The organism is Neobacillus terrae (assembly GCF_011393025.1).
Lineage (GTDB): Bacteria > Bacillota > Bacilli > Bacillales > Cytobacillaceae > Neobacillus_A > Neobacillus_A terrae.
Genome location: NZ_JAAOEO010000010.1, coordinates 85,836 through 109,499 on the forward strand (window position 1 = coordinate 85,836; position 23,664 = coordinate 109,499).

A 23,664-nucleotide genomic window follows, 5' to 3' on the forward strand; every position below is an offset into this window, starting at 1 on the left:
AATTTTTCAGCGATCCTCCATTACCTGTAATAAGTTTCCATACTATTTCAGTTTTGGAATATGTCACTCGTAATATATATAAATTTTACCTTTAAAATAATATTTTCTCACTATATAAAAAGAAAATGACGTGCCTTAAACACGTCATTTTTCGTATCATTATTTAGGCTGCATTCTGATGGCTCCATCCAGGCGGATAGTTTCTCCGTTCAGCATCGGATTTTCTACAATGGATTGAACAAGCTGAGCGTACTCCTCTGGAAAACCAAGCCGTGATGGGAATGGAACCATTTTACCGAGTGCCACTCGCGCCTCCTCAGGTAAAGATTCAAACATGGGTGTATCGAAAAGGCCGGGCGCAATCGTCATTACCCGTACTCCATACCTCGCAAATTCCCGTGCAAGCGGCATAGTTAACCCAACAACACCACCTTTTGAGGCACTGTAAGCTGCCTGGCCAATCTGTCCTTCAAACGCAGCGACTGAAGCAGTATTGATAATGACTCCTCTTTCACCTGCAGGATTTTCGATGTTCTGAATCATTTTTTCAGCCGCAAGTCGGCAGACATTAAAGGTACCAATCAGGTTAACGGAAATTATCTTAGTGAAAAGGTTGAGACTGTGTGGTCCTTTTTTACCAAGAACCTTTTCGGCAATACCGAGACCAGCGCAGTTCACAACTGTATTAATCGAACCCAGCCTGCCCACTGCTGCTTCAAGTGCTGCCACAACATCCTCTTCCTTCGTTACGTCTGTCTTAACAAACGAAACAGCAGCGCCAAGTTCCTCGACAAGCGCCCCGCCGAGCTCCTCTGAAAGATCTAATATAACAGCCTGTCCTCCATTTTTCACTATCCTTCTTACGGTTGCTTCCCCTAGACCAGAAGCACCGCCTGTCACAACCGCTTTACATTCTTGAACATTCATCTTTATCCCTCCCACCTATATATCTGCAATTTTTATGCCAAGGAAAATACAGAGTGTTGAGACTATTTGATGTATGCGGGCTGGACAGTTTGTATAAAACGCGGCCAGAAAATGAACATTTTATTGCCAGGTGAGTCTTTATCATTTTTCATTAATTCTAGCACGCTCAGCACAAGAAGGATTATTGGCAGTTTATCATCTAAGGCTCAAATCTCACTGCAAGTTTCTTGCCCAGCAAACATGCTCATTTTTAAGAGCGTATTTGTCCTGTTCCGCGCACAATCGCTTTTGTTGTAGTGATTGCCCGGAGTCCCATTGGTCCACGTGCATGCAGCTTTTGCGTACTGATACCAATTTCTGCCCCATATCCGAATTGCTCACCGTCTGTAAAACGAGTGGAGGCATTATGGTACACCACTGCTGCGTCAACAGCCTGCAAAAATAAATCGACGTTTTGACCAGTTTCACTTATAATTGCCTCTGAATGTTTTGTTCCGTATTTATCAATATGTTCAATCGCTTCTTTCACGCCTTTTACCAGTTTAACAGCTAAAATTGTCGTCAAATATTCCTTATGCCAATCTTCCTCTGAGGCTTGTTTTACAAATGAATAAGTGGAAGACAATGTGTCGTCGCCGCGCAACTCAACCCCTCTTTCAGAAAGAGCATGTAAAAGCTTTGAAGCATAAGGCCAGTTCTTATGTATAAGGAGCGTCTCAGCCGCATTACAAACTGAGGGACGATGTGTTTTGGCGTTGATCACAATATCAATGGCCATATTCTCCATTGCGGTTTCATCAACATATACATGGCAATTACCAACTCCTGTTTCAAGGACCGGCACCGTTGCATTTTGAATAACAGTTTGAATTAAGCCTGCCCCGCCACGTGGAATAAGCACATCAATATATCCATTTAGTTTAAACATTTCTGATGCTGTTTCTCGGCTTGTATCTTCTAACAGTTGAATGGCATCAGGCGGAATGGCTGTTCCCTCTAGTGAGTCGCACATTACCTGGACAAGTGCTTTATTGGAGTTAAGAGCAGAGGCACTTCCTCTTAAAAGAACAGAATTCCCTGCCTTCAAACATAGACTTGCCGCATCTACCGTTACGTTGGGACGTGCTTCATAAACCATTCCAATTACACCGAGAGGGACTCTTACGGTTTGAATGTGCAAACCATTCGGTCTTTCCCACGCTTCAATTTTTTCACCAACCGGATCCTCCAATGTGACTAATTGGTGCAGACCATCCACTATTTGCCCAATTCTTTCTTCTGTTAAAAGTAACCGATCCAAAAAGGCAGGAGACACGCCGTTTTCTTTTCCTAATTGAATGTCTTTTGTATTTTCGCTTAAAATCCAGTCTTTTTTATTTAGAATATGATCAGCCATTTTAGCTAAAGCTTTATTCTTTTCCTCAGTCGTCAGCATTCCTAATCTTTTAGTTGTATGCTTTAATTTCTTTGCTTTTTCTAGTAACTCGTTCATATTAAAGACCGCTCCTTTGACATGGTTACCCAGTTGTCTCGATGGATAACTTCAGCTCTTTGATTAATGGAATAACATTGGGCTTGATCGCTAGGAAGACCTTTTACTTTTTGCAAGTCCTCAGAGGAATAATAAATTTGACCCCTCCCGACAATCTTCCCTTTTTGATTGTGGACGGCTACCACATCCAGGGCATTAAACACTCCAATTACTTTGGTAATTCCAACAGGAAGAAGACTTTTCCCTTTTTGAACAATCGCTTTTTCGGCTCCTTCGTCAATCTCAATGATGCCTGCGACTTGAGAGTGATGAGCAATCCATTGCTTTTTCATTTGCATTTGAGTTTGGAAGGATCCGCCAATGTAAGTTCCATCACCTTGACCCTTTAAAATGTCAACTAGCTTCTCCTTGCCTTCTCCCTTGCCAACAAAAACATTAACACCGAGGGATAGAGCTCTTTTGGCAGCTAACAGCTTTGACTTCATCCCGCCTGTTCCGACTGAAGAACTGCTTTGACCTGCAACATTTAAAAGCTCATCCGTAATTTCAGAAATGAAATGGAATTTTTTAGCTTCTTTCAATACTTTTGGATTGCCATCATAGAGTCCATTTATATCAGTGAGAATAATGAGCACGTTCGCATGTAAAAACCCGCTGACGAGGGCGGAAAGCATATCATTGTCCCCAAAGGTTAACTCCTCGATTGAAACCGAGTCATTTTCATTAATAATCGGCAATACTCCCCTCTCAAGCAGCTCTGTCATGGCAGAATAAAGGTTGCGAAACCGTTCTTCACTGTAAAAGTCTGCACGTGTTAACAGCATTTGGGCAGGTACAATACTAAAGTCTTTAAAAAGTGAAATATAAGCTTGCATTAAAAGGCCTTGACCAACTGCTGCTGCCGCCTGTTTTCCAGCTACTGTTTTGGGGCGGGACGGGTAACCAAGCGAGCCAAATCCGGCTGCTACAGCCCCGGAAGAAATAAGAATCACTTCATGTCCCTGCTGCTTTAAAAAGGCAATAGCTTCAATATGGTCACGCATTTTTTTCTCAGATAAGGTCCCAGAATCAGTGGTAAGGGAACTGCTTCCTATTTTCACAACAATTCGCTGTTTTTTCATCTCGCTCGTACCTTTCTCTATAAAATAAAAAACGACTCTTCTGTCCTTAACTAAAAAGGACGGAAAAATCGTTCCGCGGTACCACCTTCATTGATGCCCAAGCATCCACTTTGCTCCCGTAACGAGGGAAAACGGTTTATGTTTGCATAAACAGCTTCATAGGGTAGGTTCAATCTTCTTCTCATGAGGAACCTTCCAGCCCGTGGATTCCACTCTCTATCATGTTCCCTAGATTTACTAGTCCCTTACCATTTTCTTTTTTATTATTTCTGAAATTATGATTTGAAAAAGGCAACTTGTCAAGATAAAGATTTTACTAAAAAGATATCTTCTTTCCTGAAAAATCTCCATGTTCCCTTTTGCTACATCATTATATGAATAATAGATGCAGGTTTAATACGACATAAAGGAAATTTTTCTAATTGAGAAAACCATCGCCGGTTGCCAAAATAAAAATAACCAATTATCGCAGGCGGAGCTGCAACTTTAGCTCACGATTGTATAAGTACATTTTTTCATACAATGCTTAGTCAGTGTTCATTTCGTTTTATTCTAATACCTATAGCATAGCTGCTCTAGTTATCCAAATAGCAAAGACTAATAGAACACCCAACCAAAAATAATTTGATTTTATTATTTCTTTAAAAGTCATTTTATTTTTGAATCCCTTCATAAAGATCCTCATGATTAGAATAACTGCCAATAACAACAAGAAGATATCGGTTAAAAATGCACTATATGGCATAAAAGTACCTCCGTAAAATAGACACAAGATATATCAGTTATTCAATTTGAAGAAAACATTAAAAATCCTTCTTGGACTCTGACCAACATAACCGACTTTAATAAACGATAAGTAAGTTTAATATTCAATGACAATTTTCCCTTTCTCTTTTCCTTTATTTATCAACTAATAAGAAATTGATTCAGCTGAACTGTCCCGGCAGCTTAAAATGAAGGAATATGCTACTGCCATAGCAACTTCTTGTTCAACTCCTCTACTATGTCTCCCAATAAAAAGCAAGAAACAATGAAACCTGTAATTTAAAATTATATATGGCAATAAACAAGAGTGTTGGATTCCGATTCTCTTGTTTTTCTTATGAATGTATATTTTGTATACTGATAATAATAGGGTGTTTAAGAATACAAGCCTAAGTTTGCAGTTGGAAGAGGGAGTTTATGGTCACGAAACAAAATATTTTCAGTTTATTAGGGGGATTTCAGTGGCTTTTCTTTATGTTTGCTAATACTGTTGTCATCCCTATATCTATAGGAGCCGCCTTCAATTTGGATGGTTCGGAGATTGTTTCCGCACTTCAACAATCCTTCATTTTGACTGGAGTTGCTTGCGTTTTACAAGGCTGGATTGGACATCGGCTTTCCATCATGGAAGGTCAATCGGGATTGTGGTGGGGAGTCATCCTAAATATTGCAGCTATGGCTGACACGTTACATTTAAATGTGGCTGCCATTGGGGGAAGTATAGCGGTTGGTTCCATTCTATCAGGTCTCTTGGTATCACTGTTAGGCGTATTTGGTCTGGCTGGTTTATTGAAAAAGTGGTTCACACCTATTGTTATGTTTGTTTTCTTATTGCTCCTAGCCAATCAGTTAATTTTCACATTCCTAAAAGGGATGCTAGGTTTAAATAGTGGAAATCATATCCGTTTAGATGTTGCTTGTTTTTCCATTCTCCTTGCAGCTATTACGATTATTATCAATATAAAAGGAAAGGGGATCCTAAGTAATTTAGCCCTTTTAATAGGAATGACCATTGGCTGGCTTGGTTCCACATGGTTGTTTCCAACAGAATTGACGGCTACCTTTACACCCCACGCGCATCTTATCTGGTTTCCTTTAGGAGCTCCGACTTTTATAGGGGGAATCGTATTTATGGTGGTTATCACAGGATTATTAAATACATCCAATACTATTGCCACTTTGAAAGGCGTAGAAGACATTTATCAAAAGGAAACTTCAACTAAACAATATAAGTTCTCCCTCATTCTATCTGGAGCATTCACATCTATTTCAGGCTTTTTCGGCCTTGTTCCTTATGCGCCATATGCGTCATCATTAGGTTTCTTACAATCTACGGGGATTCGAGAACGATTACCGTTTTTCCTTGGTTCGGTTATGTTCATTATTTTAGGTATGGTCCCTCAGTTAATCTCTTTTTTTTCAACCATACCACCCCATGTTGGGAACACTATCTTATTCGTTGCCTATTGCCAATTGTTTCTTTCTGCTTTAAGAAATATTGAAGGATTGCGTTTTACACCAAAAACTGGATACCGAATTGCTATTCCGTCTTTGCTTGGCATGTCGATTATGAATATTCCTAAAGAAGCGTTCGCCACCATTCCAGCACTAATCCAGCCACTTTTGTCCAATGGTTTATTGGTAGGTATTTTGGTCGCCCTGCTTATGGAGCTTATCTCTTGGTCAAGTAAAAGATTTTCGAACAACTAATCCTAACTTTTAAACGGATTTACCGTAGGGAATAGAATGTGTGTATCAGTCCAAAGACGAACTAACAAGGATTATTTATACACTAATTTAGTGAGAAAAGTTCCCAGATTATGAATTGATGAACTGCGCTCTCCCCTTTTTTAAAAACATTTCGCTCTCCACCGAATCTTCGATTTGTAGTTGCTTAATAATCCTTTTGTTGTTTCTTCTACCTTCAATCCAATTTAAAAAATCCTTATCATCCAAAATGTTGAGCAAGAAAATATCCACAACTTCGCTCTCACTGTACTCTGTGAATTCAGCATACGTTTTAACAATGGCTCTTACACGCTCGGATATAAGCCAGTCCACATTGGTAGCGTTATTGTTTTTGGGCTTGATAAACTTCATTTGGTTATCCTCTCCATACATATTGGTCATATAATTAGTATAACCATTTGGCAGGTGTTTTAACGCCGATTTCAACAAATGTACATAAATTTATGTACACTTTCTAATTACAATGTTAATCCGTGTGCTAATTTTATTAATAAAACAAAATAAAGTTGATATAACAATAAAAAAGGAGGTACCAATTCTATTGCGAATTGTACCTCCAAATGGCTAACTTTTTATAATTTTCTCCCTCTGAACCGAATCCGTTAAATATACAGTTCCCTCCTTTAATTCTTGCATCAGTGAGTGAGTGTTTTAGTCATTATCAAGTCTATCTGTTCTTCATCCCCCATATAAAAAGAGTGGGCACCTGTTTGAACAAACCCCATTTTATGATAAAAGGCAATTGCATTTTCATTTTTTTCCCATACGCCCAGCCAGACTTTCTTTTTATTCCGTTCCATCGCAATTTCCATCGCTTTTTTTAGCAGATATTTACCAAGCCCAAGTTTTTGAAATTTGTTCTTTATATAAATCCTTTCAATTTCAAGGGATTCATCACTCATTTCTTCAGACTGGGCATCATTGGTATTGACCTTTAAATATCCGGCGACTTCATTATTAAAATAAGCAAAATAAAATTCTGAAGAAATATTGGATAATTCTTTTTCTAATTGTTTTAAGTTAAAGGCTCTATCCAAATAGGCCTTCATATTTTCGGGCGAGTTTTGATTCTTAAATGTTTCATTAAATGTTTCATAACTTATTTCCTGTAGTGTATGTAAATCTTCACTTGTGCACCTTTTTAAATTTATAGTCATTTTTATATCTCGCTCCCTTTATAAAATCAATAATTCCTCTTGTTTCCCTTTTTGACAAATTCCCAGTCTATCTCGATATTTTTTCTAACTCTTTGGAGAAAATAAAAAAGAGTTTCTACTTCTTTTTCCGAGAATCCAGCTAATGCAACTTCGTTGGAATGTTCATTTTCTTGTTTTATAAAAGGATAAATCTTTTTCCCTTTCTCTGTTGGAAAGAGCTTTTTTATTTTTTTATTATGTTGATCGTCTTTCCTTTCAATAAAACCATTCATTTCAAGTTTTTTTATGGCACGAGCTGCCGTTGTTCGGTCTACTTTTATCATTTCAGCTAACTTTTCCTGAATGATTCCCTGGTTTTCACATATTCGCACCAGATACAAATACTGTCCTTTTGTAAGATCAAATTCTTTAAATTCTATATTGCTTATAGAATCTAATGCCCTGGCAATCATTCCAATTTCACGTAGAATTTCGTTCATATATGCAACTCCATCAATTTGTAGGGATATAAAATAATAAATATATATTATAATATTTTTGTTGTATTTGCAACAAAGCAAAGAGAGATGTTTTTCTTTCCAATCCCTTTATTACGGTAATTTCAATCAATCAAAAGCTATAATGCTAACAAAGCCATCCTTTTCATAATAAAACCCCTTAACTAAGGCTATCCATCTGAGCACTTTGCCATCTAAAAGGGCAAATATAGTATGATAAGCAGGACCTGATTAAATATAAGTAATCGTTGTTTCATATTTTCAATGGTGGTTGGTTTTCTAAGATGGTCCATTAGTCCAGTTAATTCATCAATATCATTCATTGTTGCTTCTCAGATTTTTACTCTGTGTCAAATTTTCCCTTTTCACTTTTCCTTTCTAATTCAATTAATACTAAATTTCCATCTTCGACAAAACTGTCCCGGTAGCTCTTGATGAAAAAAGATGCTGCTGTCATAGCAACATCTTGTTCATCTCCTCTACTATGTCTCCCAATAAAAAACAGATTGATGAATCTATCTATAAACCCTTACACAATCCATATAGTATGGCAGATATTCCAAAACAGAAATAGTATATCCTTGTTTTCCTAGATCTTTTATTATAATCCTCTTCTTTCACCCAGGCTTCGTTCCTTTTATGATAATAAAGTGCTAATTTTATAAGTTCGAAAGCTGTCAAGACAGTGAAAATGATAAAGAGTAAAAGGCTTAAGATTTTCAATATTGGTATTAAATTTAAAATTAAATCTTCCATTTTATCTTGATCTCCTAAACAAAAAACTTATAAATAAGTATTTCACTTGTGTTTTATGAAATTCCTTCATCACCTCTTGCCCCCGTTATTTGAACTATTTTACAACGAAAAAATTAAGTCTTTTATCCTTTTATTCTCTATATCCAAATCCAATTAAAAGATGTGATTTTATATCTGCATAAACTCCAACCCCGCCTAATGATGGATTATCGTTTGAAGGAAAATCAACCAGATAAACCTCTTTTCCTATATATGTTTTGTCTTTAATGTTTCCCATTGTCTCCCGAAGTGTTATTTTCCGAAAACTTGCATCCTTCCAAGTTCCTACTATATGTTCTTTTTCCTTTTTTGTAAGTTGTCCCCAAACAGCCTTCCTGACGTCTAATGACTGGGTTTCATTACTATTTACTTTCTTCACGTTTTGCTCTTTTTTAGCGTTTGATTCTTGCTGTTGGCAACCATTTAGCATAATAGATAGAAGAATGGACGATAAAATAATTAGAATAAACTTTTTCACTCGATTTCCGCCTCCAATTTTTGTATTTTTTCTGTCCCGCATTTACGATTGCTCATTATGTATCTCCCATAAGTAATTAAGATTCCATCTTATTCTATATCTATTAATTCGATTCCTCTACCGGACACCTGCCCCATTAGCCAACAACAACTTCTGCAAAAAAGTCGGGTAATCCTTCTTGGATCAACGAAGTGTATTACTTAATATGAAACCTAGAATTTAAAGGATTATTTACAAATAATTAAGAATATAAGTAATAAAAGTCAGAGAAATTGGAGAGTGATAACATGATTCATGATATAAAGGAATATGTAAAATACTTAGATGGTATTCATAAAAGAACGATGCAATATGTGAAATCAATATCTAATGAAGTCTTAGATTGGAAGCCTTCTGAAGATAAATTTTCTACAGGTGATTTATTGAGACATATCGCATCTTCTCGATTGATGTTTCTTGGTGTAATTGAAAATGGAACGTGGACATACACAGGGCACAATACGGATAAGGGTGCTTCTCTTGAGGATATTTCTAATTATTTAGAGGCATGTCAGATTAAACTAACAGAGGGTCTATTAAAAATTGGCAATGATGTATTGACAAAAAAGGTTTTAACCCTTCATGGTCATGAAGTTAGTGTGTGGAGAATACTTATGGCAATTCCAGAACATGAAATCCATCATCGTGGACAAATCTCTACTTATTTACAAATGAATAAGATTAATCCCCCTCAAATTTTTGGATTGAAAATTGAACAAGTTAAAAAATTATAATGTTACGAAAGAGCTTTGGACAGCAGCGGATTTCAAAGCTTTATTTTTTTGTCTTTTTTCACTAAATTACTCTGTTAGCTCCACAACATGGTACTTTATTTATTAATAAATTAACCAAATTACCATTCTCTTTTTTATCTATCATCTGAACCCCTTCATCGGAAATATAGTATTTCCGTTTACCGTGACATTATAATTCTTAAGTAACATTACAAAAAATGACTCTGCTCTTTTTTACTTGAACAGACATCTCAAGTTTTGTTTTATGACCAAATGCCACCTATTTGAATTTGATTGGAGATGATTTGTCCCATTTTTAGGGTGTCATATCAAAACCAAAGAAGGAGCCCTAATTAAGTGAATCATTTTACAATATTATTTTTTAATAAGCGTTTTTTGGGGTTAAAAATAAAATAATAAAGTAAAAAGCAAAATAATAATAAACCTAAACCAACATACATCATTTTTTCATGAAGGTGTCCTTCTGATTTCCCTTCTGTTAAAATTTGAAGTAATATCGCTGATTGTTTTTTTGTTAATTGCGCATATTGGTTCTCACCTCGAACAATCACCAATCTGTTTTTATCAGGAGTAATCCAAACTCTGTGTAATACTGCATCTTCCCGAATTCTTGGGTCTTTAGAGTGGAAACCAAAACGATAGTCAGGCGGTTGAAGGGTATCTCTTTTTGCGTATACCCATTTCGGTTCGTTTAAAATTTCTCTTACTTTAATAACTTCGTTTCTATCTGTAATTTTTCTCCCTTCTTCAAAATTACTTTTCTTACCTACTCGCTTTTGAACTTCAATGTATTGGTCATCGGGATTGAGTCCGTTTGAATATCCTGTTAAGGATTAGTAAGAGAACAGAAAAAAAACCAACTAATAATTTTCGTATCTTCATTCCTATTCCCCTCCTTTGTCCATTTAACATTTGTTTTTTCTGATCTTCTTAATATAAGAATAAAGCCCCTTTATTGGCAGCTCGTTCTGTAGTTCTTGCCAATATTAGCTTTAAAAACTAAAAAGCCAAAATCTTTCTACTAAATAAAGTGTGTCAGATTATTTTTTCTTCTAGTCTTTTATTCTCTATAATAATCTCTAGTTCCTTTTTCGTTTCAGGATGTAAGATAATCTTTTCACTCAGGTTCAGCGTTGAAGTTTTGACCTTCTTTCCCCACTTTCTTGAAAAGGAACGCCAATCACAAACCATTTCAAGTAAATATTTTCTTGGCATTGGTAAGGCTTTCTTATTATTTGGATCAACAACCCAATATTCCCAATGGTGTTTATTTTTATGTTGATGATGAAGCCAGGCATACTTCCATCTTAATTCATCATCTTCACTTAGTTGTTTACCTGAAAAAAATTTCTTAGCATATGGGAAAAATTCTATAGGAGAAAACTTTGATAAATCGTGGGTTATGCCTTGAATGTATAAACCCTCTTGCCAGCATTCAACAAGAACATTCATTTTATGATTAATTATGTAGAGTATATTCCTCCAACAAGCCTTCAACATAAAATCCCACATCCAATTCAATAAATTTTAATTTATAATCTCCTTGGATGCTTAAAATCCCTGTTGTTAATAAAAAAGGACATTTAATCTAATCTTTTTTGACTAAAGGACCCATAGCTAAGTAAAATAGCATTACTTTAATAAGAAAAGAGGGTAATTACCCTTTGGTGCAGTAATCATCCGTTGTCATTTCTACTCAATAAAGTTTATTTTATTTTCTTGACACCATTCAATCGCAATTAGTTTGAAACACTCATCACGGTATGAATACCATTGATCTTCCATTTCAAAATCTATGATTTTGTCCTTAAACCTTCTAAAGGCACCCTTGCCCTTAATTGCCCTCAATAATGATTCCTGCTTACGTTGATCACAGACTGTAAAGCAAAAGTTTTCCATTACTTCATACTCATTCACTTCATATTTAGTAGGTAAATCTATATAATTTTCAAAGTTTTCAACGACATCAATTGCAGTCTTTCTATTTTCTTGTTCCCATTCAGGTAAATGATCAAATGGTTTTTCGTCTTCAGCAGCTCTCAAGTCCTCCGATGTTACTAACACTATTTCACCCGTTTTAATATTTAGTAATGAACGCGACTCTTCAAACTGTATTTCCATTTCCTCAATTATATCTTTTAGTTTAACTTGTATATTCATTATGAGATCACCCTTTAAGATTTTTTTCTTATGCTTCCGTTGGTCATCAGGCAGGCCAAAGATCGCGCTGTACCATAGAGGATGAAAATGGTTAGGAAGTGCAAATCTGATACTGCCTTTGATCTAGTCAATTCTATTCCATAGACTTATTCATTTTACGCTCTCCTCTTTTTTTAACGATTGAGAAGGGTCTTCTTGAGTTTTGCATTTTTATTATCCTGTAGACACTTATTTTCATTGTAGTTGAATAAGGAACCTAATCAATCTTTTGGACAAAATACTTTAAATCATCCAGGCTTCTTTTAACAATCGAATTCCTGCATCAATATCTGTTTCCGATAAACCACCAAAACCTAACAAAACCTGAGAGCCGTTGTAACCTTCTTTATTTTGGTAATATATCGACAAAGGGTATACCTTTACACCTGATTTAAATGCTTTTTCTATTAACTCCTCTTCGCACATATTATTTTTCACTTCTAAAACAATGTGTAGTCCGGAATTTTCACCAATTACATTAACGTTGTTTCCTAAATATTTTTTGATGGATAACATTAAGGTACCGTGTTTCTTACGATAAAGAGTTCTCATTTTATTTAAATGACTTTGCCAATATCCGTCTTTCATAAAACGATAAAGTGTATCCTGGTGAAGACGAGAAACGGTCTGCTTATATATTGTATAGTTTTTGAGATATATATTAATTAACGAGATTGGTAAAACCATATAACTTATTCGAATAGATGGGAACAACGACTTAGAAAAAGTCCCTAAATAAATAACCTTTCCCATTGTATCAAGTCCCTGTAATGAAGGTATCGGCTGTCCTTTATAACGGTATTCACCATCATAATCATCTTCTATTATATAACGGTTTTTATCCTCAGCCCATTTTAACAATTTCATTCGGCGTGATATTGGCATAATCATCCCATTAGGGAATTGATGGGATGGTGTAACATATACAACATTGGCCTTACTATTTTTTAAAAGCTTTATATCCATACCATCTCTATCTAATGGGATGGATATTATTTTTTCTCCTAAATCTTGAAGAACGGTTCTTGTTCGATGGAATCCAGGAACCTCCACACCGTATAATTTGTCTTTACCGATTAACATTGTTAATAAAGCCATAAGCACCTGGGTACCTGCACCAATGATGATTTGGCTAGCTGAGCACCTAGCACCCCTTGATGCATACAAATACGTCGCAATTTGTTCTCTTAGAAGCAGCTCACCTTGTGGATTTCCAAGATTAAATAATTCTCCTTGATCTTGATATAAAGATTCGATGGTTAGTTTTCTCCACAAGGAATATGGAAAGTGTTCTAAATCTACCTTTCCTGAATTAAAATCAAGCTTAATATTTACTTTTTCTTGCTCAGGCAATGGATTCAATTCTTGAGGATAAAGTTGTACCGTGGAAATATCACCTTCGAAGGTCGCCACAAATAAACCTTGTCGAGGTTTACTTTCAATATACCCCTCAGCATTTAATTGTTCGTAAGCGGTCTTAATCGTATTTATGCTTAAGCCGAGGTGAACAGATAACTTCCTTTTCGAAGGTAACTTTTCTCCAGGGTTAATTCTTCCACACAGTATTTCTTGCTTTATGTACTTTGCTAACTGAATATATAACGGAGTATCCTTGCTATCCAAAACTGGTGTTAGTTCGATCATTTTTCTTCTCCTACTTTTAACTGGTACCCTTAAATTTATAAAAACTGATACTTTCGATTATACCAGTTTGTGATTAAATATATATAAATTCTTTAAGGGGTTGAAAGAAATGATTCAAAGAACTGTTTTAATTAGGGAATTGGAAAACATGCAGGAATGGAAGGAAGCGTATCCAGTAGTGAACCAACTGAGAACTCATTTAGACGAAGTTAGTTATCTTCAGTTGGTACAAGAAGCAACGCAAAAGGAAAAATATAAAATGGCCGCATTGTATGAAAATGAAAAAATAGTTGCTGTAACAGGATTTATGCCGATGATTACTTTATACAACGGAAGGTTCATATGGGTATGTGATCTGGTTACAGATTCTGATCATCGCTCAAAAGGATATGGTAAAGCTCTTCTGAGTTATGTTCATAGTTGGTCAAAAGAACATGGCTATGATCTTGTGTCGCTCTCATCTGGATTACAACGATTGGACGCTCACCGTTTTTATGAAAATCAGATGGAATATGATAAGGTTAGCTTTGTTTTTTTAAAGAGGATCTAATCCTCGGGGTATCCCATAAACCAATCAAAAGGCCTCTCTTGAGGTCTTTTATCTCTACTTTTACAAAAAACTCATTTATTACCTTCTTGTAAAACTAACCCAATTGTTCAAAAAGGATTACATAAAAAAATGCTATAATCCTTTTCTGAACTCTAGCGCCCTTTAGCTTAAGTTCAATTTTTCAGATTTCTTTGTTAAAATAAAACAAATAATATATTTAATTAGGTTAAATGGACTAGAGGTGAAGCAAATTGTATTGGACTCCATTATTTGAAAACGATGTACCAGTAGCACACTTCTGCTCTTAATGGAGTAAGGGTGGCTACATCTCTCCGTCAGGGGCAGTTTCGACCTATTTAAACTACGGAGGGAATAAAAAAATGAAAAACACCTTATTAGGTTCTTTATTTTTGATTTTGGCTTCAAGTATTTGGGGCGGAATGTATGTGGTTGTCAAAGTTGTAGTAGCGGTCATACCTCCACTGGAACTTGTGTGGTTAAGATATTTGGTCGCTATTGTAGCACTTCTCATTGTCGGCCTCATAACACGGCAAAATTGGCGTATAGAGAAACGATATTTCTCATTAATTATAGCCATTGGAATTATTGGTAACGCCATCTCAATAGTGACTCAGGAAACTGGAACAATGCTATCATCTGCACAAATGGGAGCGATTATAACTTCGTCTACCCCAGCGTTTATGGTTATTTTTGCTCGCTTAATACTTAAAGAACGTTTGACCTTAAAGAAGATTCTCTCCGTTTGTTTAGCAACAATTGGGGTTTTTCTTATCGTTAGAGTCGGCCATATAGATGTATCCAGTAAACTTGGTGGCATCTGGCTTATGACTGCTGCTTTAACGTGGGCACTCATGTCTGTACTTGTTAAGCGTCTGCCAAGTGACTATTCACAAATTGTGGTAACGACCTATTCGATCTTGGTTGCCCTAATTGTGTTGACTCCTTTTGTTTTGCCACGGTTACACGCAATTAATATACCTCAACTGAGTCACCCAACAATCTGGGGAGGACTTTTGTATTTAGGGGTTATCTCAACAGCAGGTGGATTTTTACTTTGGAACCGTGGATTACAAATGCTAAATGCCTCAAGCGGGGGAATATTTTTCTTCTTTCAACCCGTGGTTGGAACATTGCTTGGGTGGCTTTTTCTAGGAGAGACCATAGGTGTAATGTTTTGGATAGGCTCTATCCTAATCCTCATTGGTGTACTATTCGTAATTAAAACGAAAGATTAATATTCACCCCCCTTCGGTCAAATCTGAAGGGGGTTTTGATTCTGGAACGGAAATAATTGATTGCTTCTTCAGCTAACCTACCCCTTTAGTTTAATAATAACAGCACTAAACCTTAATTTTTTGTATTAACTTATTGATGCCAGGAATTGCAACTAAGGTCCCTAGTATCTTTAATATAGTGTTAACAATCCAGTTGTTATCAACGGTCATACTAAAGAAAAAAATACTCAGTGCTACAGTAAGCACCCATAAAAAACTTTCATAATTTACTTCTATTTTTATTCAATTTGATAAATAATTCGGTATAGGTTAAATTACTCTTTCTTTAATTGAATGCCCATAGTCCACTAAAGCAAAAAGAACTGCAGAACACAACTCGATTTTTAATACAAGCACCCATGCTTTATTAACCTAACATGCACAATCTTTAACTTTTGTCGTTATCTAAATTATCGGGTACCGCCTGTAAGATGCACTTCAAACATATCAATGATTTCTAGGAACCTGTCAGCTTCCCTAAAAACATGGTCTGCTAATAGAGGATGAATAATGCTCTTTATTTTACATTGCTCAATTAAATCACGGGCTGTTTTCTTGAAGTCCCTAAGAGATGCGACCGACACCCGATTTTGATCAAGGAATTGATCTAAAAGAGGAACTGTTTGAGATAGTGGCTTCATAGATTCTATGTCCCTTGCTTGATACAGCAATTGATCAAAATCATTGCTGAAATTCCGTGCTACATCAACTAGTTTCCTTTCTGACGGATCAAGGAGATGACCAATAAATTTTGCATGATCTGCCATAATCCTTAAGAAGAAGACATTTTCTTTAATAATGGCATCTGGAAGCGATTGTAATTTGCCTTCATTTAATTCAATTAATCGTTTTCTAAAATAATTAGCTTCCCTACTTGTATGGTCAACTAATAGTGGGAAATTATTTGCCCCTGGCAATTTGCATGTGAGAATTAGTCCTAATACTTTCCGTTTAAAGACGAAAATATTAGTTGCAGCTTGTTGTACCTCTGAATTAAATCTTCTTATTTGTTCGGGGTCAGTTTGATTATTAAAGGAATGAGCAGTTTGTTCGATGTGTTCAAATAAGCGATAAAATTGATTAGCCTCTTGAATTAGTTGAGAATCTTCTGCTCTAAAACCCAATCGAAGAAATAAAGAATGTTCTTTCATGATCCTAGCCCAAAAACGAATTTCATTTAACGAGCGCTCAACAAACAAACCAGATGTAACACCGGTATCTGCATGTAAAGATGTATCATCCCCGTTCATTCTATAACCTCCCTGAAATACTCCTTTTGCTCTATTCATATTTAATATTTAATTGAATATGCCTTAAAGCAAAAATTCCGTTTTACTTTTGAAAATTATGAAAGAAAGAGGACTTTATCTTTGTTCTAGTTATGGCCATCGTTAAAAATCTTTGTTTCCCCATATTAATCCTATGAAACTAAACTGCCACGTTTGTAAAATATGAACATTAAACGATAAGGTGCTGAATTCCTTTTGGCTCAATCCCCGGTGTTTTCGTATCATGAAAAGAATTATATAAAAATTTATACTTAAAGATATAGACCGGAACATACATTCCTATATAATTAATCTATGACTATATCACAGGAGGGTTTTTTTGAATTCAATTGATTTAATTATTTTAAACTTTAATGAAGTTCGAAGAAGAAGCATTAAGGTGTAGACATCTATCCCTCAAGAAAAACTTAAATGGAAGCCTGATGATGAAGCAATTAGTTGCCTAGAAATGATTAGGCACGTATTGGAAAGCGAGCATTATTATCACCTAGCACTTAAAAATATAGAGGGAGTCTTTACGAGTTTAGTTCTCCTTTCGAAAACTTGCCATTCAGTACTGTAAGGGCAGAATTGGAATTTGCAGATCCATACCGAAATAAGTTTATAGACACAATCAAGTCATTATCTGAAGAAGATTTAACAAGTATAAAGATTGACCGCTCCGATTCAGGATACATAAGAGACTTGGGGGATATCCTCCTCCGTATTGCCTACCACGAATCCGTTAACACTGGTCAGCTATTGAATTATTTAAGAACTGCAGGGGTTCCACGTATCCGAATATGGGATTAAATTATAAGATAGGTGCTTTCACAATCAGAAGCACCTTTTTATAGTTTATTAGTTGTTTAGAGACAATAAATTGCGAAAGTATTCATGAGCTCCTTATTCAACTCCCTCCATAAAGAAAGTAAACTCTCACGAATTCTCCGTTTTTCTTAGAAGAGCGGTTTCCCTACGTTCCTGACAAATGTTACTACCCATAAGTATATGATTCATGTATAGTTAAAATATACCAATAAAAGAGGTGTATAATGAATTCGTTTTCCTTTTACCCTATTGTCATTTTAATTGCCGCCTTAGTTTTATGGCGAAGAACCAGAGCTATGTATCGCCCAATTAAAGGGAATGGAGTCAAGCTTCTGCTACCAATATTATACTTACTGATACCTTGCGTCCCTATAATTTTGAATCCAAAGGTTCAGGCTCATAGCTGGGAATTGATAATGGCATTTGCATTTGGATTGCTACTTTCCGTACCACTTATCTGGACCACTAACTATGAACTCAGATCAGACCAACATATTTACGCTGTTAAAAATATGAGCTTTATCATTGCTTTTCTTGTCATACTTATCATTCGTTTTTTGTTTCGTGATTATTTAAAATGGCTTGGCCCGGAAACAGTAGGTGCATTATTTGTTACAATAGCACTAGGATATATTTCACCCTGGAGAATTGTATCCTTTCTCAAGTTCCGAAAACTGTATAAAAGTCAAGTTAATATATAATAAAAGAAACCCTTCAGAATAAAGTCTGAAGGGCTTTTTTATATGCTGTTAGCGCCCAAAGTTCTTCAACAAACGCACCGGTTAGTGTATGTATAATGAATCATAATGTCTCTTTCAATGTGGTATGAATATTTTAAAGGGTTACCACGAAAATTCCCAACATAACAAATGTTACTACCTCACCAGTGAAAAAAGAAATAACTCCGATAACAACTAAAAATAATGTATATTGCCAATTTCTCATTCTATCTACCTAACTATATTATTCTAGTTAAATTGGATCATTAAACATTTTCATACTAATCTTCCCCGTTTGTTCAAACGGACAATAGTAAAACAGCTCCCCCTCAACAACAAGAATATAAGTGTGAATGTTGTTAAACCTTTTGGCAATTTACCGTAAAGGCAAATGATTATACCAGATAAAAAGATAAACAAATAAAAAGTTAGAATCTGCATTACCCTCATCTCTAACCAAATTATACCATTAACTATTCAACTTTAGATTGTTTTCTTCATTTAACCTGCTCTTTACTTGAATAAGAAAAAAGCCTTGCTCCTTTGTCGAAGCAAAGCGCCCGATAGGTGAAGAATGAAATCAAAACCTTCCCCAGGTGTTCCGTTCTCAAACTTAAATTCCTGTCTGTGAAAATTTAGACCCTTAACGAACCACGGAACCCTCTGGCAGCATAGTAAGAGTCAGCACCGTTGTGATACACGAAAACGTGTCCAAATCGACGATCGCAAAAAAGGGCACCGCCGAGTTCTCTAATATCAGAGGGTGTTTGCACCCAACTCGACGTTTTCATATCGAAATTTTCAAGCTTCTGCAACGATCGATATTGTTCTTTCGTTAATAGTTCAATGCCCATGGCAGTTGCCATATCAATAGCGTTATTTTCTGGTTTATGATTTTTCCTTGACTCAAGCGCTTCAAGGTCGTAACAAACACTTCTGCGACCTTTAGGACTTTCCGCTGAACAATCATAAAAAATGTATACGTCATTCTTTTTATCATAACCCACAACATCCGGTTCACCGCCAGTTCTTTCCATTTCATTGAGCGACCACAGTTTTTCAGGATTAGCTTCCAGCTTTGCTTGGACTTTAGTCCATTCAAGGCTTTTATGGCGGTTCATGTTTTTCTCAAAACGGGCTTTCAATGTTCTCAGTAATTCTTCACGTTGTTCAAGTGACAACTCCTTTTTATGGCTGTCTTTATTACTCTTTGTCATTGATAGTTTCCTCCTTATTGTTTTTAATCATAATGGTTTAAGTATATATAAATATTTGTTTTATAATAAATCATTTTCTGAAACTAGTTGGAAGAATCATGATATTAGTGCTGATTATGATTTTCATCTTTACCTAAACTGCCTGTTTGTTCAATATGAACTATGAAAATAAGGTTTAATCTTCCTGGATCGACATCCGTACTAAGACCCTTTTTATTGGAAAATCATTATTAATAATATGATTGTGATGATAACTAAAGCAACAATAGATGAGATTTTTCTGTAACGAATTGCCCCGTCGCTTACTTCTGGTTCATCTTTGTACATCCATCTTTTGCCCCATAATAAGGCGAATTCCTAATGGCTTGGTTTTCTTTAGTCTTAGCAGGGCTATTTGAAATGCTTGGTGTTACTTTGATAAATAAACTTTATAAGAACCGAAATTAGAAAGCACTTGCTCTATTACTTCTTGGCTTTGGAGCCAGTTTCATATTCCTATCTTATGCAATGGAAACACTCCCTATGGGTACAGCTTATGCGATATGGACAGGAATTGGTGCACCTGGTGTAGCAATACTCGGAATGCTTTTATATGGAGAATCAAGAGATTGGAAAAGGTTGGTCTTTATAATTATGGTTTTAGGTGCAGCGATAGGACTAAAACTTGTTTCATAATAATAGATAATAACATGTTTTTGCTTTGAAATTTAAGTGGGGTTGGATTGAAAAAGCTTAACAAGCAATGAAATTTAGGCTTTTTCTTATTAAATTATACTCCTCGTTTGAAGAATAACAAAATAGCCGCCTAGGTTGGCAGCTTAATCTGATGGACTTGCACTCTTTATCTTAAGTACTTTATATTTAAGATCTCTTAGAAAATCTTTATTTCCTCTGAACAATATGTTCTGTGTTCATTGGCAACTTTTTAATATTTGACCTTAGAAATTCTGGATATAATTCTATTTCACTAAGTTTCTCTATTGGATTCCATTTGTAAATCAATCGGTCTCCTTCAATTCCATAAAACGGAGTGTCGTTAATTTCAAATGTGGTTTTATTGGAAGAAACTGAAAAATACAAACCTATTTCATGAATATCCTTGCCACCATATTCAAAAAAGTTTTCTACAATCCACGTTAATCCATTTACGGTAATGTCTATATCTAATTCTTCACGGAATTCCCTTTTTATACTTACTTGAGCTTCTTCAGCAATTTCAACTCTTCCTCCTGGAAGAGACCAATTACTTTCATTAACGTCCTTGTGTAGTAGAACATGCCCATCCTCTATCCATATACCTGCAACTCGATAATTAAATATTGCTCTTTCGGTTTTATATACTACATCCACCTAGACTTATCCCCCTAAAAAATGATGTTTTTAAGATATTCCCTAATAAAATCAAAAATCCTCTTTTCACTTAATAACTCGGACAGTTGAACAAGAAAAAGCTTTACTCCTTATAACAGTAAAGCATCCTTTTCCTTATTTAGGACATTTCCAATATAGAATTTAAAAGACTGAACATAAAAATCTTCCTTTAGGCGAACGATATATTGAGAATGAATAATGTTTTTGGAGGTCCAGCATGAAAAAAGTCATTTGCAGGAATAATGAAGGAAATGAATTTGAATTCAATGTAGGCGAGGAATACGAGCTCGATAGAGAATTGGATACCACCTACATTGTCATAAATAAACTAGGAAATAAGCATACTGTTTTTAAAACTCATTTTGAGCCTGTTGAGGAAACAGAGAACAATGGTCCAAATAGTTAAACACGAACTTTAGGCCATAAACTTCCAAATGGGCTTGGTTTTTCAGACTAAGGCTTTTTTTGCTTTCTTTTTTAAAAGACATCCTCATTAAAGAAAGCCAATAAATGCTGCCGCTACAACATCTCAGCGTCACCACTGAAAATGAACAACTATTACCTAATAGTGATACTAATGCTATGCTACAAATTATTAACTATGGACACGGAAATAGGACTTCCAAATCTGAAAGTCCCCTTTGTTATCAGTATTATTCCAATTGAAAGGAAATCATAACCCAATCACTTACCAATATACTTTTTGAGAAATAGTACCATTTCTGTATAGGATGTAATCTTATTATTAAGTTTTTCGAAATTATGTCCCTCGTCTTGGAAGCGAATAAATTCAACCGGGTGATTACGTTTCTTTAATTTATTAACCAGTTGCTCCGCTTCTTTTATGGGAACGCGCGGGTCATTTTCCCCATGAAGAATCAATAGTGGCGAGGTGATTCTATCAGTATTATTCAATGGATCAATTCTATCAAAAAATTCTCCGTCTCTTTCTATTGAGCCATACTCAGCTTCCCTGTGTTTCTTTCGCCAGGGACTTGTTGTTGTGAGGAAGGTTCGAATGCTCGAGATTCCAACAATATCAATGGCAGCTGACCAATACTTTGGATAATGTGAAATGGCAGCAAGAACCATAAACCCTCCATAGCTGCCGCCCACAATCGAAACTTTTTCGAAATCGATATTCCGATTCACCTTCAGCCATTCAACTAAATACACTAAATCTTTTACAGCGTCCATTCTTTTCCGCCCATCATCAAGATGGGTATACGTTTTCCCATAACCTGTACTGCCCCGAAAGTTCGGAGTACAAACAGCATAGCCCATGTTTAATAAGTATTGAAGGAATGGGTGATAAATAGCACGGCTTTGGCTCTCAGGCCCACCGTGAATATAAAGGACAACAGGAAGTTTTTTTGTGGTGTTTTTTGGCTGATAGTAAAAAGCCGGAACTGGGAGCTTGTCGAATGAAGGAAAGGTGATTCTTTCCGGCTCAATCAATTTTTCCTTCAGAGCTGGAGTACGTGATACATATGTAAGCCTCTCTGCCTGAATAGTTTTAAGATCAAGTTCCCATATATCCGGTGGATAAGCAGGCCCATTAAATACATAGGCTAATGTTTGACTATCAAGCGAAAATTTTAGATCGGATATGACACCTAATGGTGTTTTCCAGGTATAAAGGTAACTTGTCTTTAAGTCTAAGATTATACCCTTGGAAACTCCTCCCTCATTCACCGTAAAAGCCAGCTTGTTTTTATCCTTATTCATTTCCAAACCTTCAAAATCCCACTCTCCAAGTTCCAGCCAAACGAATTGTTTAGTATTCAAGTTAATAAGAGCAAGCCCAAAAAATTCTCTGTCTTTATTTGATAATAAATAAATATGATCGCCATCCTTATTAAAATGGGCACTTTTAAAACTTGCCTCACCTGCATGTTCTGTCACCCAATCCAGAACCCCAGTTGAAAGATCAAGCATACCTAAATTATTATCAAGAGCTGTATTTGTTTTTTGAATCAACAGGGATTTTCCGTCGGGAGACCATCTAACCACTGAAAACATCCCATTACCTTTGTACACAAGACGAATTTCCTGTGTTTCGAGATTTTGTATATAGATATCCAAATACGCCGGATTTTGGCGGTTACTGGACCAGGCAATCCACTTGCCGTCCGGAGAACTCCCGCCGTAAAGGTGAACATGTTCTGGCGATTTTGTTAAATCGATTAGCGTACTGTCCCCTTTTAGTAAATATAATTGTTGCTTTTCATTTCCGCCCTCATCCATCCCAATAATGAGGTTTGAGGTACCGCTGATATATTTAGCCAGGTTAATTTTTTCCTTTGTAAAAGATAATTGGGCAGGCCACTCATCACCTCGGTCAACCTCCCATACCTGTGGTAAACCTGTATAATCCGCAATAAAGCTTAGCTTGTTATCAATCGGACAATATTCTGGACTTTTTGCAGTACGAACATGTAAATAAGGTTCCAATCTAATTGTAACCACCCCCTTCAGTCAGAAATAACATGGGTTCTCTACAAAATGAGACCAATTGAATGGTCAAATGAAATAAGACGAGATAAAACTCTCACATCCATTTTATTTAACAGCAGGGGAATTATGACAAAGTTAAAAAGGGCGAGTGCTTATTGATAGCATCGCCCCTAAATAGATATTTTTTATGTTCTGTGAAACTATAGTGCTGATAATCTCTAAGTTTCCGCTAACTACTTAGAAGCCACATCGCTGTGAGGTCTTGTCATCCAGTTTTCCCAATGAGTGTCACGGATTTTCAGCTTTCTTTTTTATCATTTGGTTTTGTTTTTTCTTGT

21 protein-coding genes, 2 pseudogenes and 1 other annotated feature are annotated in these 23,664 nt (G+C 35.9%); of the genes and pseudogenes, 8 read left to right on the top strand and 15 right to left on the bottom strand.

What is annotated here, in order from left to right:
• Nucleotides 1-159: 159 nt before the first annotated feature.
• The 3 genes from G8761_RS15490 to proB all read right to left on the bottom strand — a co-directional run bounded on the left by G8761_RS15490 (nucleotide 160) and on the right by proB (nucleotide 3,540).
• Nucleotides 160-927 (bottom strand): 3-hydroxyacyl-CoA dehydrogenase, encoded by a 768-nt coding sequence (locus tag G8761_RS15490; protein WP_166028226.1) that lies wholly within the window; start codon nucleotides 925-927, stop codon nucleotides 160-162.
• 250 nt (nucleotides 928-1,177) lie between these two features.
• On the bottom strand, nucleotides 1,178-2,419 hold the full coding sequence (locus G8761_RS15495) for a glutamate-5-semialdehyde dehydrogenase (RefSeq protein ID WP_166028228.1): 1,242 nt from the start codon (nucleotides 2,417-2,419) through the stop codon (nucleotides 1,178-1,180).
• A complete protein-coding gene (gene proB / locus G8761_RS15500) occupies nucleotides 2,416-3,540 on the bottom strand; it encodes a glutamate 5-kinase (RefSeq protein WP_166028230.1) in 1,125 nt (374 codons plus the stop codon). Before proB ends, G8761_RS15495 begins: the two co-directional genes overlap by 4 nt.
• A gap of 52 nt (nucleotides 3,541-3,592) precedes the next feature.
• Nucleotides 3,593-3,798: a binding site (T-box leader), on the bottom strand.
• 924 nt (nucleotides 3,799-4,722) lie between these two features.
• On the opposite strand from proB, the gene G8761_RS15505 reads away from it, so the two are divergent.
• The gene (locus G8761_RS15505) at nucleotides 4,723-6,015 is read left to right on the top strand and encodes a uracil/xanthine transporter (protein WP_166028232.1); all 1,293 of its coding nucleotides are present in this window, start codon (nucleotides 4,723-4,725) and stop codon (nucleotides 6,013-6,015) included.
• 108 nt (nucleotides 6,016-6,123) lie between these two features.
• On the opposite strand, the gene G8761_RS15510 is transcribed toward G8761_RS15505, so the two are convergent.
• The 4 genes from G8761_RS15510 to G8761_RS15525 form a co-directional block, all read right to left on the bottom strand.
• Nucleotides 6,124-6,405, bottom strand: a complete 282-nt coding sequence (locus tag G8761_RS15510; RefSeq protein ID WP_166028234.1) for a hypothetical protein — start codon at nucleotides 6,403-6,405, stop codon at nucleotides 6,124-6,126.
• 284 nt (nucleotides 6,406-6,689) lie between these two features.
• Complete coding sequence (gene paiA, locus G8761_RS15515; protein WP_166028236.1) at nucleotides 6,690-7,211, bottom strand: spermidine/spermine N(1)-acetyltransferase; 522 nt, start codon at nucleotides 7,209-7,211, stop codon at nucleotides 6,690-6,692.
• Between the two features lie 26 nt (nucleotides 7,212-7,237).
• A complete protein-coding gene (locus G8761_RS15520) occupies nucleotides 7,238-7,690 on the bottom strand; it encodes a MarR family winged helix-turn-helix transcriptional regulator (RefSeq protein WP_166028238.1) in 453 nt (150 codons plus the stop codon).
• Between the two features lie 904 nt (nucleotides 7,691-8,594).
• Entirely contained in the window at nucleotides 8,595-8,981 is a 387-nt protein-coding gene (locus G8761_RS15525) for a hypothetical protein (protein ID WP_166028240.1), read from the bottom strand.
• Between the two features lie 287 nt (nucleotides 8,982-9,268).
• On the opposite strand from G8761_RS15525, the gene G8761_RS15530 reads away from it, so the two are divergent.
• Nucleotides 9,269-9,754 (top strand): DinB family protein, encoded by a 486-nt coding sequence (locus tag G8761_RS15530; protein ID WP_166028242.1) that lies wholly within the window; start codon nucleotides 9,269-9,271, stop codon nucleotides 9,752-9,754.
• A gap of 362 nt (nucleotides 9,755-10,116) precedes the next feature.
• Here G8761_RS15530 and G8761_RS28265 read toward each other — a convergent pair whose 3' ends face one another.
• The 4 genes from G8761_RS28265 to pdxR all read right to left on the bottom strand — a co-directional run bounded on the left by G8761_RS28265 (nucleotide 10,117) and on the right by pdxR (nucleotide 13,618).
• Nucleotides 10,117-10,563, bottom strand: coding sequence for a YhfM domain-containing protein (locus tag G8761_RS28265; protein WP_476638935.1), 447 nt, complete (start codon nucleotides 10,561-10,563; stop codon nucleotides 10,117-10,119).
• Nucleotides 10,564-10,810: 247 nt separating this feature from the next.
• On the bottom strand, nucleotides 10,811-11,275 hold the full coding sequence (locus G8761_RS15535; protein ID WP_166028244.1) for a DUF5662 family protein: 465 nt from the start codon (nucleotides 11,273-11,275) through the stop codon (nucleotides 10,811-10,813).
• A gap of 192 nt (nucleotides 11,276-11,467) precedes the next feature.
• Entirely contained in the window at nucleotides 11,468-11,935 is a 468-nt protein-coding gene (locus G8761_RS15540) for a UPF0158 family protein (RefSeq protein ID WP_166028246.1), read from the bottom strand.
• Between the two features lie 282 nt (nucleotides 11,936-12,217).
• Nucleotides 12,218-13,618, bottom strand: coding sequence for a MocR-like pyridoxine biosynthesis transcription factor PdxR (pdxR, locus tag G8761_RS15545; RefSeq protein WP_166028248.1), 1,401 nt, complete (start codon nucleotides 13,616-13,618; stop codon nucleotides 12,218-12,220).
• Between the two features lie 109 nt (nucleotides 13,619-13,727).
• Between pdxR and G8761_RS15550 the strand changes: the two genes are divergently transcribed.
• Nucleotides 13,728-14,168 carry a GNAT family N-acetyltransferase gene (locus G8761_RS15550; RefSeq protein WP_166028251.1) on the top strand — a complete coding sequence of 147 codons (441 nt, stop codon included), beginning with the start codon at nucleotides 13,728-13,730 and terminating at the stop codon, nucleotides 14,166-14,168.
• 380 nt (nucleotides 14,169-14,548) lie between these two features.
• Entirely contained in the window at nucleotides 14,549-15,424 is an 876-nt protein-coding gene (locus G8761_RS15555; protein WP_166028253.1) for a DMT family transporter, read from the top strand.
• Nucleotides 15,425-15,873: 449 nt separating this feature from the next.
• Here G8761_RS15555 and G8761_RS15560 read toward each other — a convergent pair whose 3' ends face one another.
• Nucleotides 15,874-16,713: a DUF2935 domain-containing protein gene (locus G8761_RS15560; RefSeq protein WP_166028255.1), complete on the bottom strand. Its 840-nt coding sequence runs from the start codon at nucleotides 16,711-16,713 to the stop codon at nucleotides 15,874-15,876.
• A gap of 358 nt (nucleotides 16,714-17,071) precedes the next feature.
• Here G8761_RS15560 and G8761_RS15565 point away from each other — a divergent pair.
• Both G8761_RS15565 and G8761_RS15570 read left to right on the top strand, forming a co-directional pair.
• Nucleotides 17,072-17,544, top strand: a pseudogene (locus tag G8761_RS15565) (DinB family protein).
• 242 nt (nucleotides 17,545-17,786) lie between these two features.
• Entirely contained in the window at nucleotides 17,787-18,263 is a 477-nt protein-coding gene (locus tag G8761_RS15570) for a CcdC protein domain-containing protein (protein ID WP_166028257.1), read from the top strand.
• Between the two features lie 653 nt (nucleotides 18,264-18,916).
• Here the strand turns inward: G8761_RS15570 and G8761_RS15575 are convergent.
• Nucleotides 18,917-19,498, bottom strand: a complete 582-nt coding sequence (locus tag G8761_RS15575) for a DUF4256 domain-containing protein (RefSeq protein WP_166028258.1) — start codon at nucleotides 19,496-19,498, stop codon at nucleotides 18,917-18,919.
• A gap of 360 nt (nucleotides 19,499-19,858) precedes the next feature.
• Here G8761_RS15575 and G8761_RS15580 point away from each other — a divergent pair.
• A pseudogene (locus G8761_RS15580) lies at nucleotides 19,859-20,173 on the top strand (DMT family transporter).
• 207 nt (nucleotides 20,174-20,380) lie between these two features.
• Here G8761_RS15580 and G8761_RS15585 read toward each other — a convergent pair.
• A complete protein-coding gene (locus G8761_RS15585) occupies nucleotides 20,381-20,848 on the bottom strand; it encodes an NUDIX domain-containing protein (protein WP_166028260.1) in 468 nt (155 codons plus the stop codon).
• A gap of 238 nt (nucleotides 20,849-21,086) precedes the next feature.
• On the opposite strand from G8761_RS15585, the gene G8761_RS15590 reads away from it, so the two are divergent.
• Nucleotides 21,087-21,275 (top strand): hypothetical protein, encoded by a 189-nt coding sequence (locus G8761_RS15590; RefSeq protein WP_166028262.1) that lies wholly within the window; start codon nucleotides 21,087-21,089, stop codon nucleotides 21,273-21,275.
• Nucleotides 21,276-21,553: 278 nt separating this feature from the next.
• Here the strand turns inward: G8761_RS15590 and G8761_RS15595 are convergent, their stop codons facing one another.
• A complete protein-coding gene (locus G8761_RS15595; RefSeq protein WP_243450047.1) occupies nucleotides 21,554-23,323 on the bottom strand; it encodes a S9 family peptidase in 1,770 nt (589 codons plus the stop codon).
• Nucleotides 23,324-23,664: the final 341 nt, after the last annotated feature.

Excerpts from the sequence above, each read along its gene's own strand:
- G8761_RS15490 (WP_166028226.1), bottom strand. The coding sequence starts at position 927 with ATGAATGTTCAAGAATGTAAAGCGGTTGTGACAGGCGGTGCTTCTGGT.
- G8761_RS15495 (WP_166028228.1), bottom strand. The coding sequence starts at position 2,419 with ATGAACGAGTTACTAGAAAAAGCAAAGAAATTAAAGCATACAACTAAA.
- proB (WP_166028230.1), bottom strand. The coding sequence starts at position 3,540 with ATGAAAAAACAGCGAATTGTTGTGAAAATAGGAAGCAGTTCCCTTACC.
- G8761_RS15505 (WP_166028232.1), top strand. The coding sequence starts at position 4,723 with ATGGTCACGAAACAAAATATTTTCAGTTTATTAGGGGGATTTCAGTGG.
- G8761_RS15510 (WP_166028234.1), bottom strand. The coding sequence starts at position 6,405 with ATGAAGTTTATCAAGCCCAAAAACAATAACGCTACCAATGTGGACTGG.
- paiA (WP_166028236.1), bottom strand. The coding sequence starts at position 7,211 with ATGACTATAAATTTAAAAAGGTGCACAAGTGAAGATTTACATACACTA.
- G8761_RS15520 (WP_166028238.1), bottom strand. The coding sequence starts at position 7,690 with ATGAACGAAATTCTACGTGAAATTGGAATGATTGCCAGGGCATTAGAT.
- G8761_RS15530 (WP_166028242.1), top strand. The coding sequence starts at position 9,269 with ATGATTCATGATATAAAGGAATATGTAAAATACTTAGATGGTATTCAT.
- G8761_RS15535 (WP_166028244.1), bottom strand. The coding sequence starts at position 11,275 with ATGTTGAAGGCTTGTTGGAGGAATATACTCTACATAATTAATCATAAA.
- G8761_RS15540 (WP_166028246.1), bottom strand. The coding sequence starts at position 11,935 with ATGAATATACAAGTTAAACTAAAAGATATAATTGAGGAAATGGAAATA.
- pdxR (WP_166028248.1), bottom strand. The coding sequence starts at position 13,618 with ATGATCGAACTAACACCAGTTTTGGATAGCAAGGATACTCCGTTATAT.
- G8761_RS15550 (WP_166028251.1), top strand. The coding sequence starts at position 13,728 with ATGATTCAAAGAACTGTTTTAATTAGGGAATTGGAAAACATGCAGGAA.
- G8761_RS15555 (WP_166028253.1), top strand. The coding sequence starts at position 14,549 with ATGAAAAACACCTTATTAGGTTCTTTATTTTTGATTTTGGCTTCAAGT.
- G8761_RS15560 (WP_166028255.1), bottom strand. The coding sequence starts at position 16,713 with ATGAACGGGGATGATACATCTTTACATGCAGATACCGGTGTTACATCT.
- G8761_RS15570 (WP_166028257.1), top strand. The coding sequence starts at position 17,787 with ATGAATTCGTTTTCCTTTTACCCTATTGTCATTTTAATTGCCGCCTTA.
- G8761_RS15575 (WP_166028258.1), bottom strand. The coding sequence starts at position 19,498 with ATGACAAAGAGTAATAAAGACAGCCATAAAAAGGAGTTGTCACTTGAA.
- G8761_RS15590 (WP_166028262.1), top strand. The coding sequence starts at position 21,087 with ATGAAAAAAGTCATTTGCAGGAATAATGAAGGAAATGAATTTGAATTC.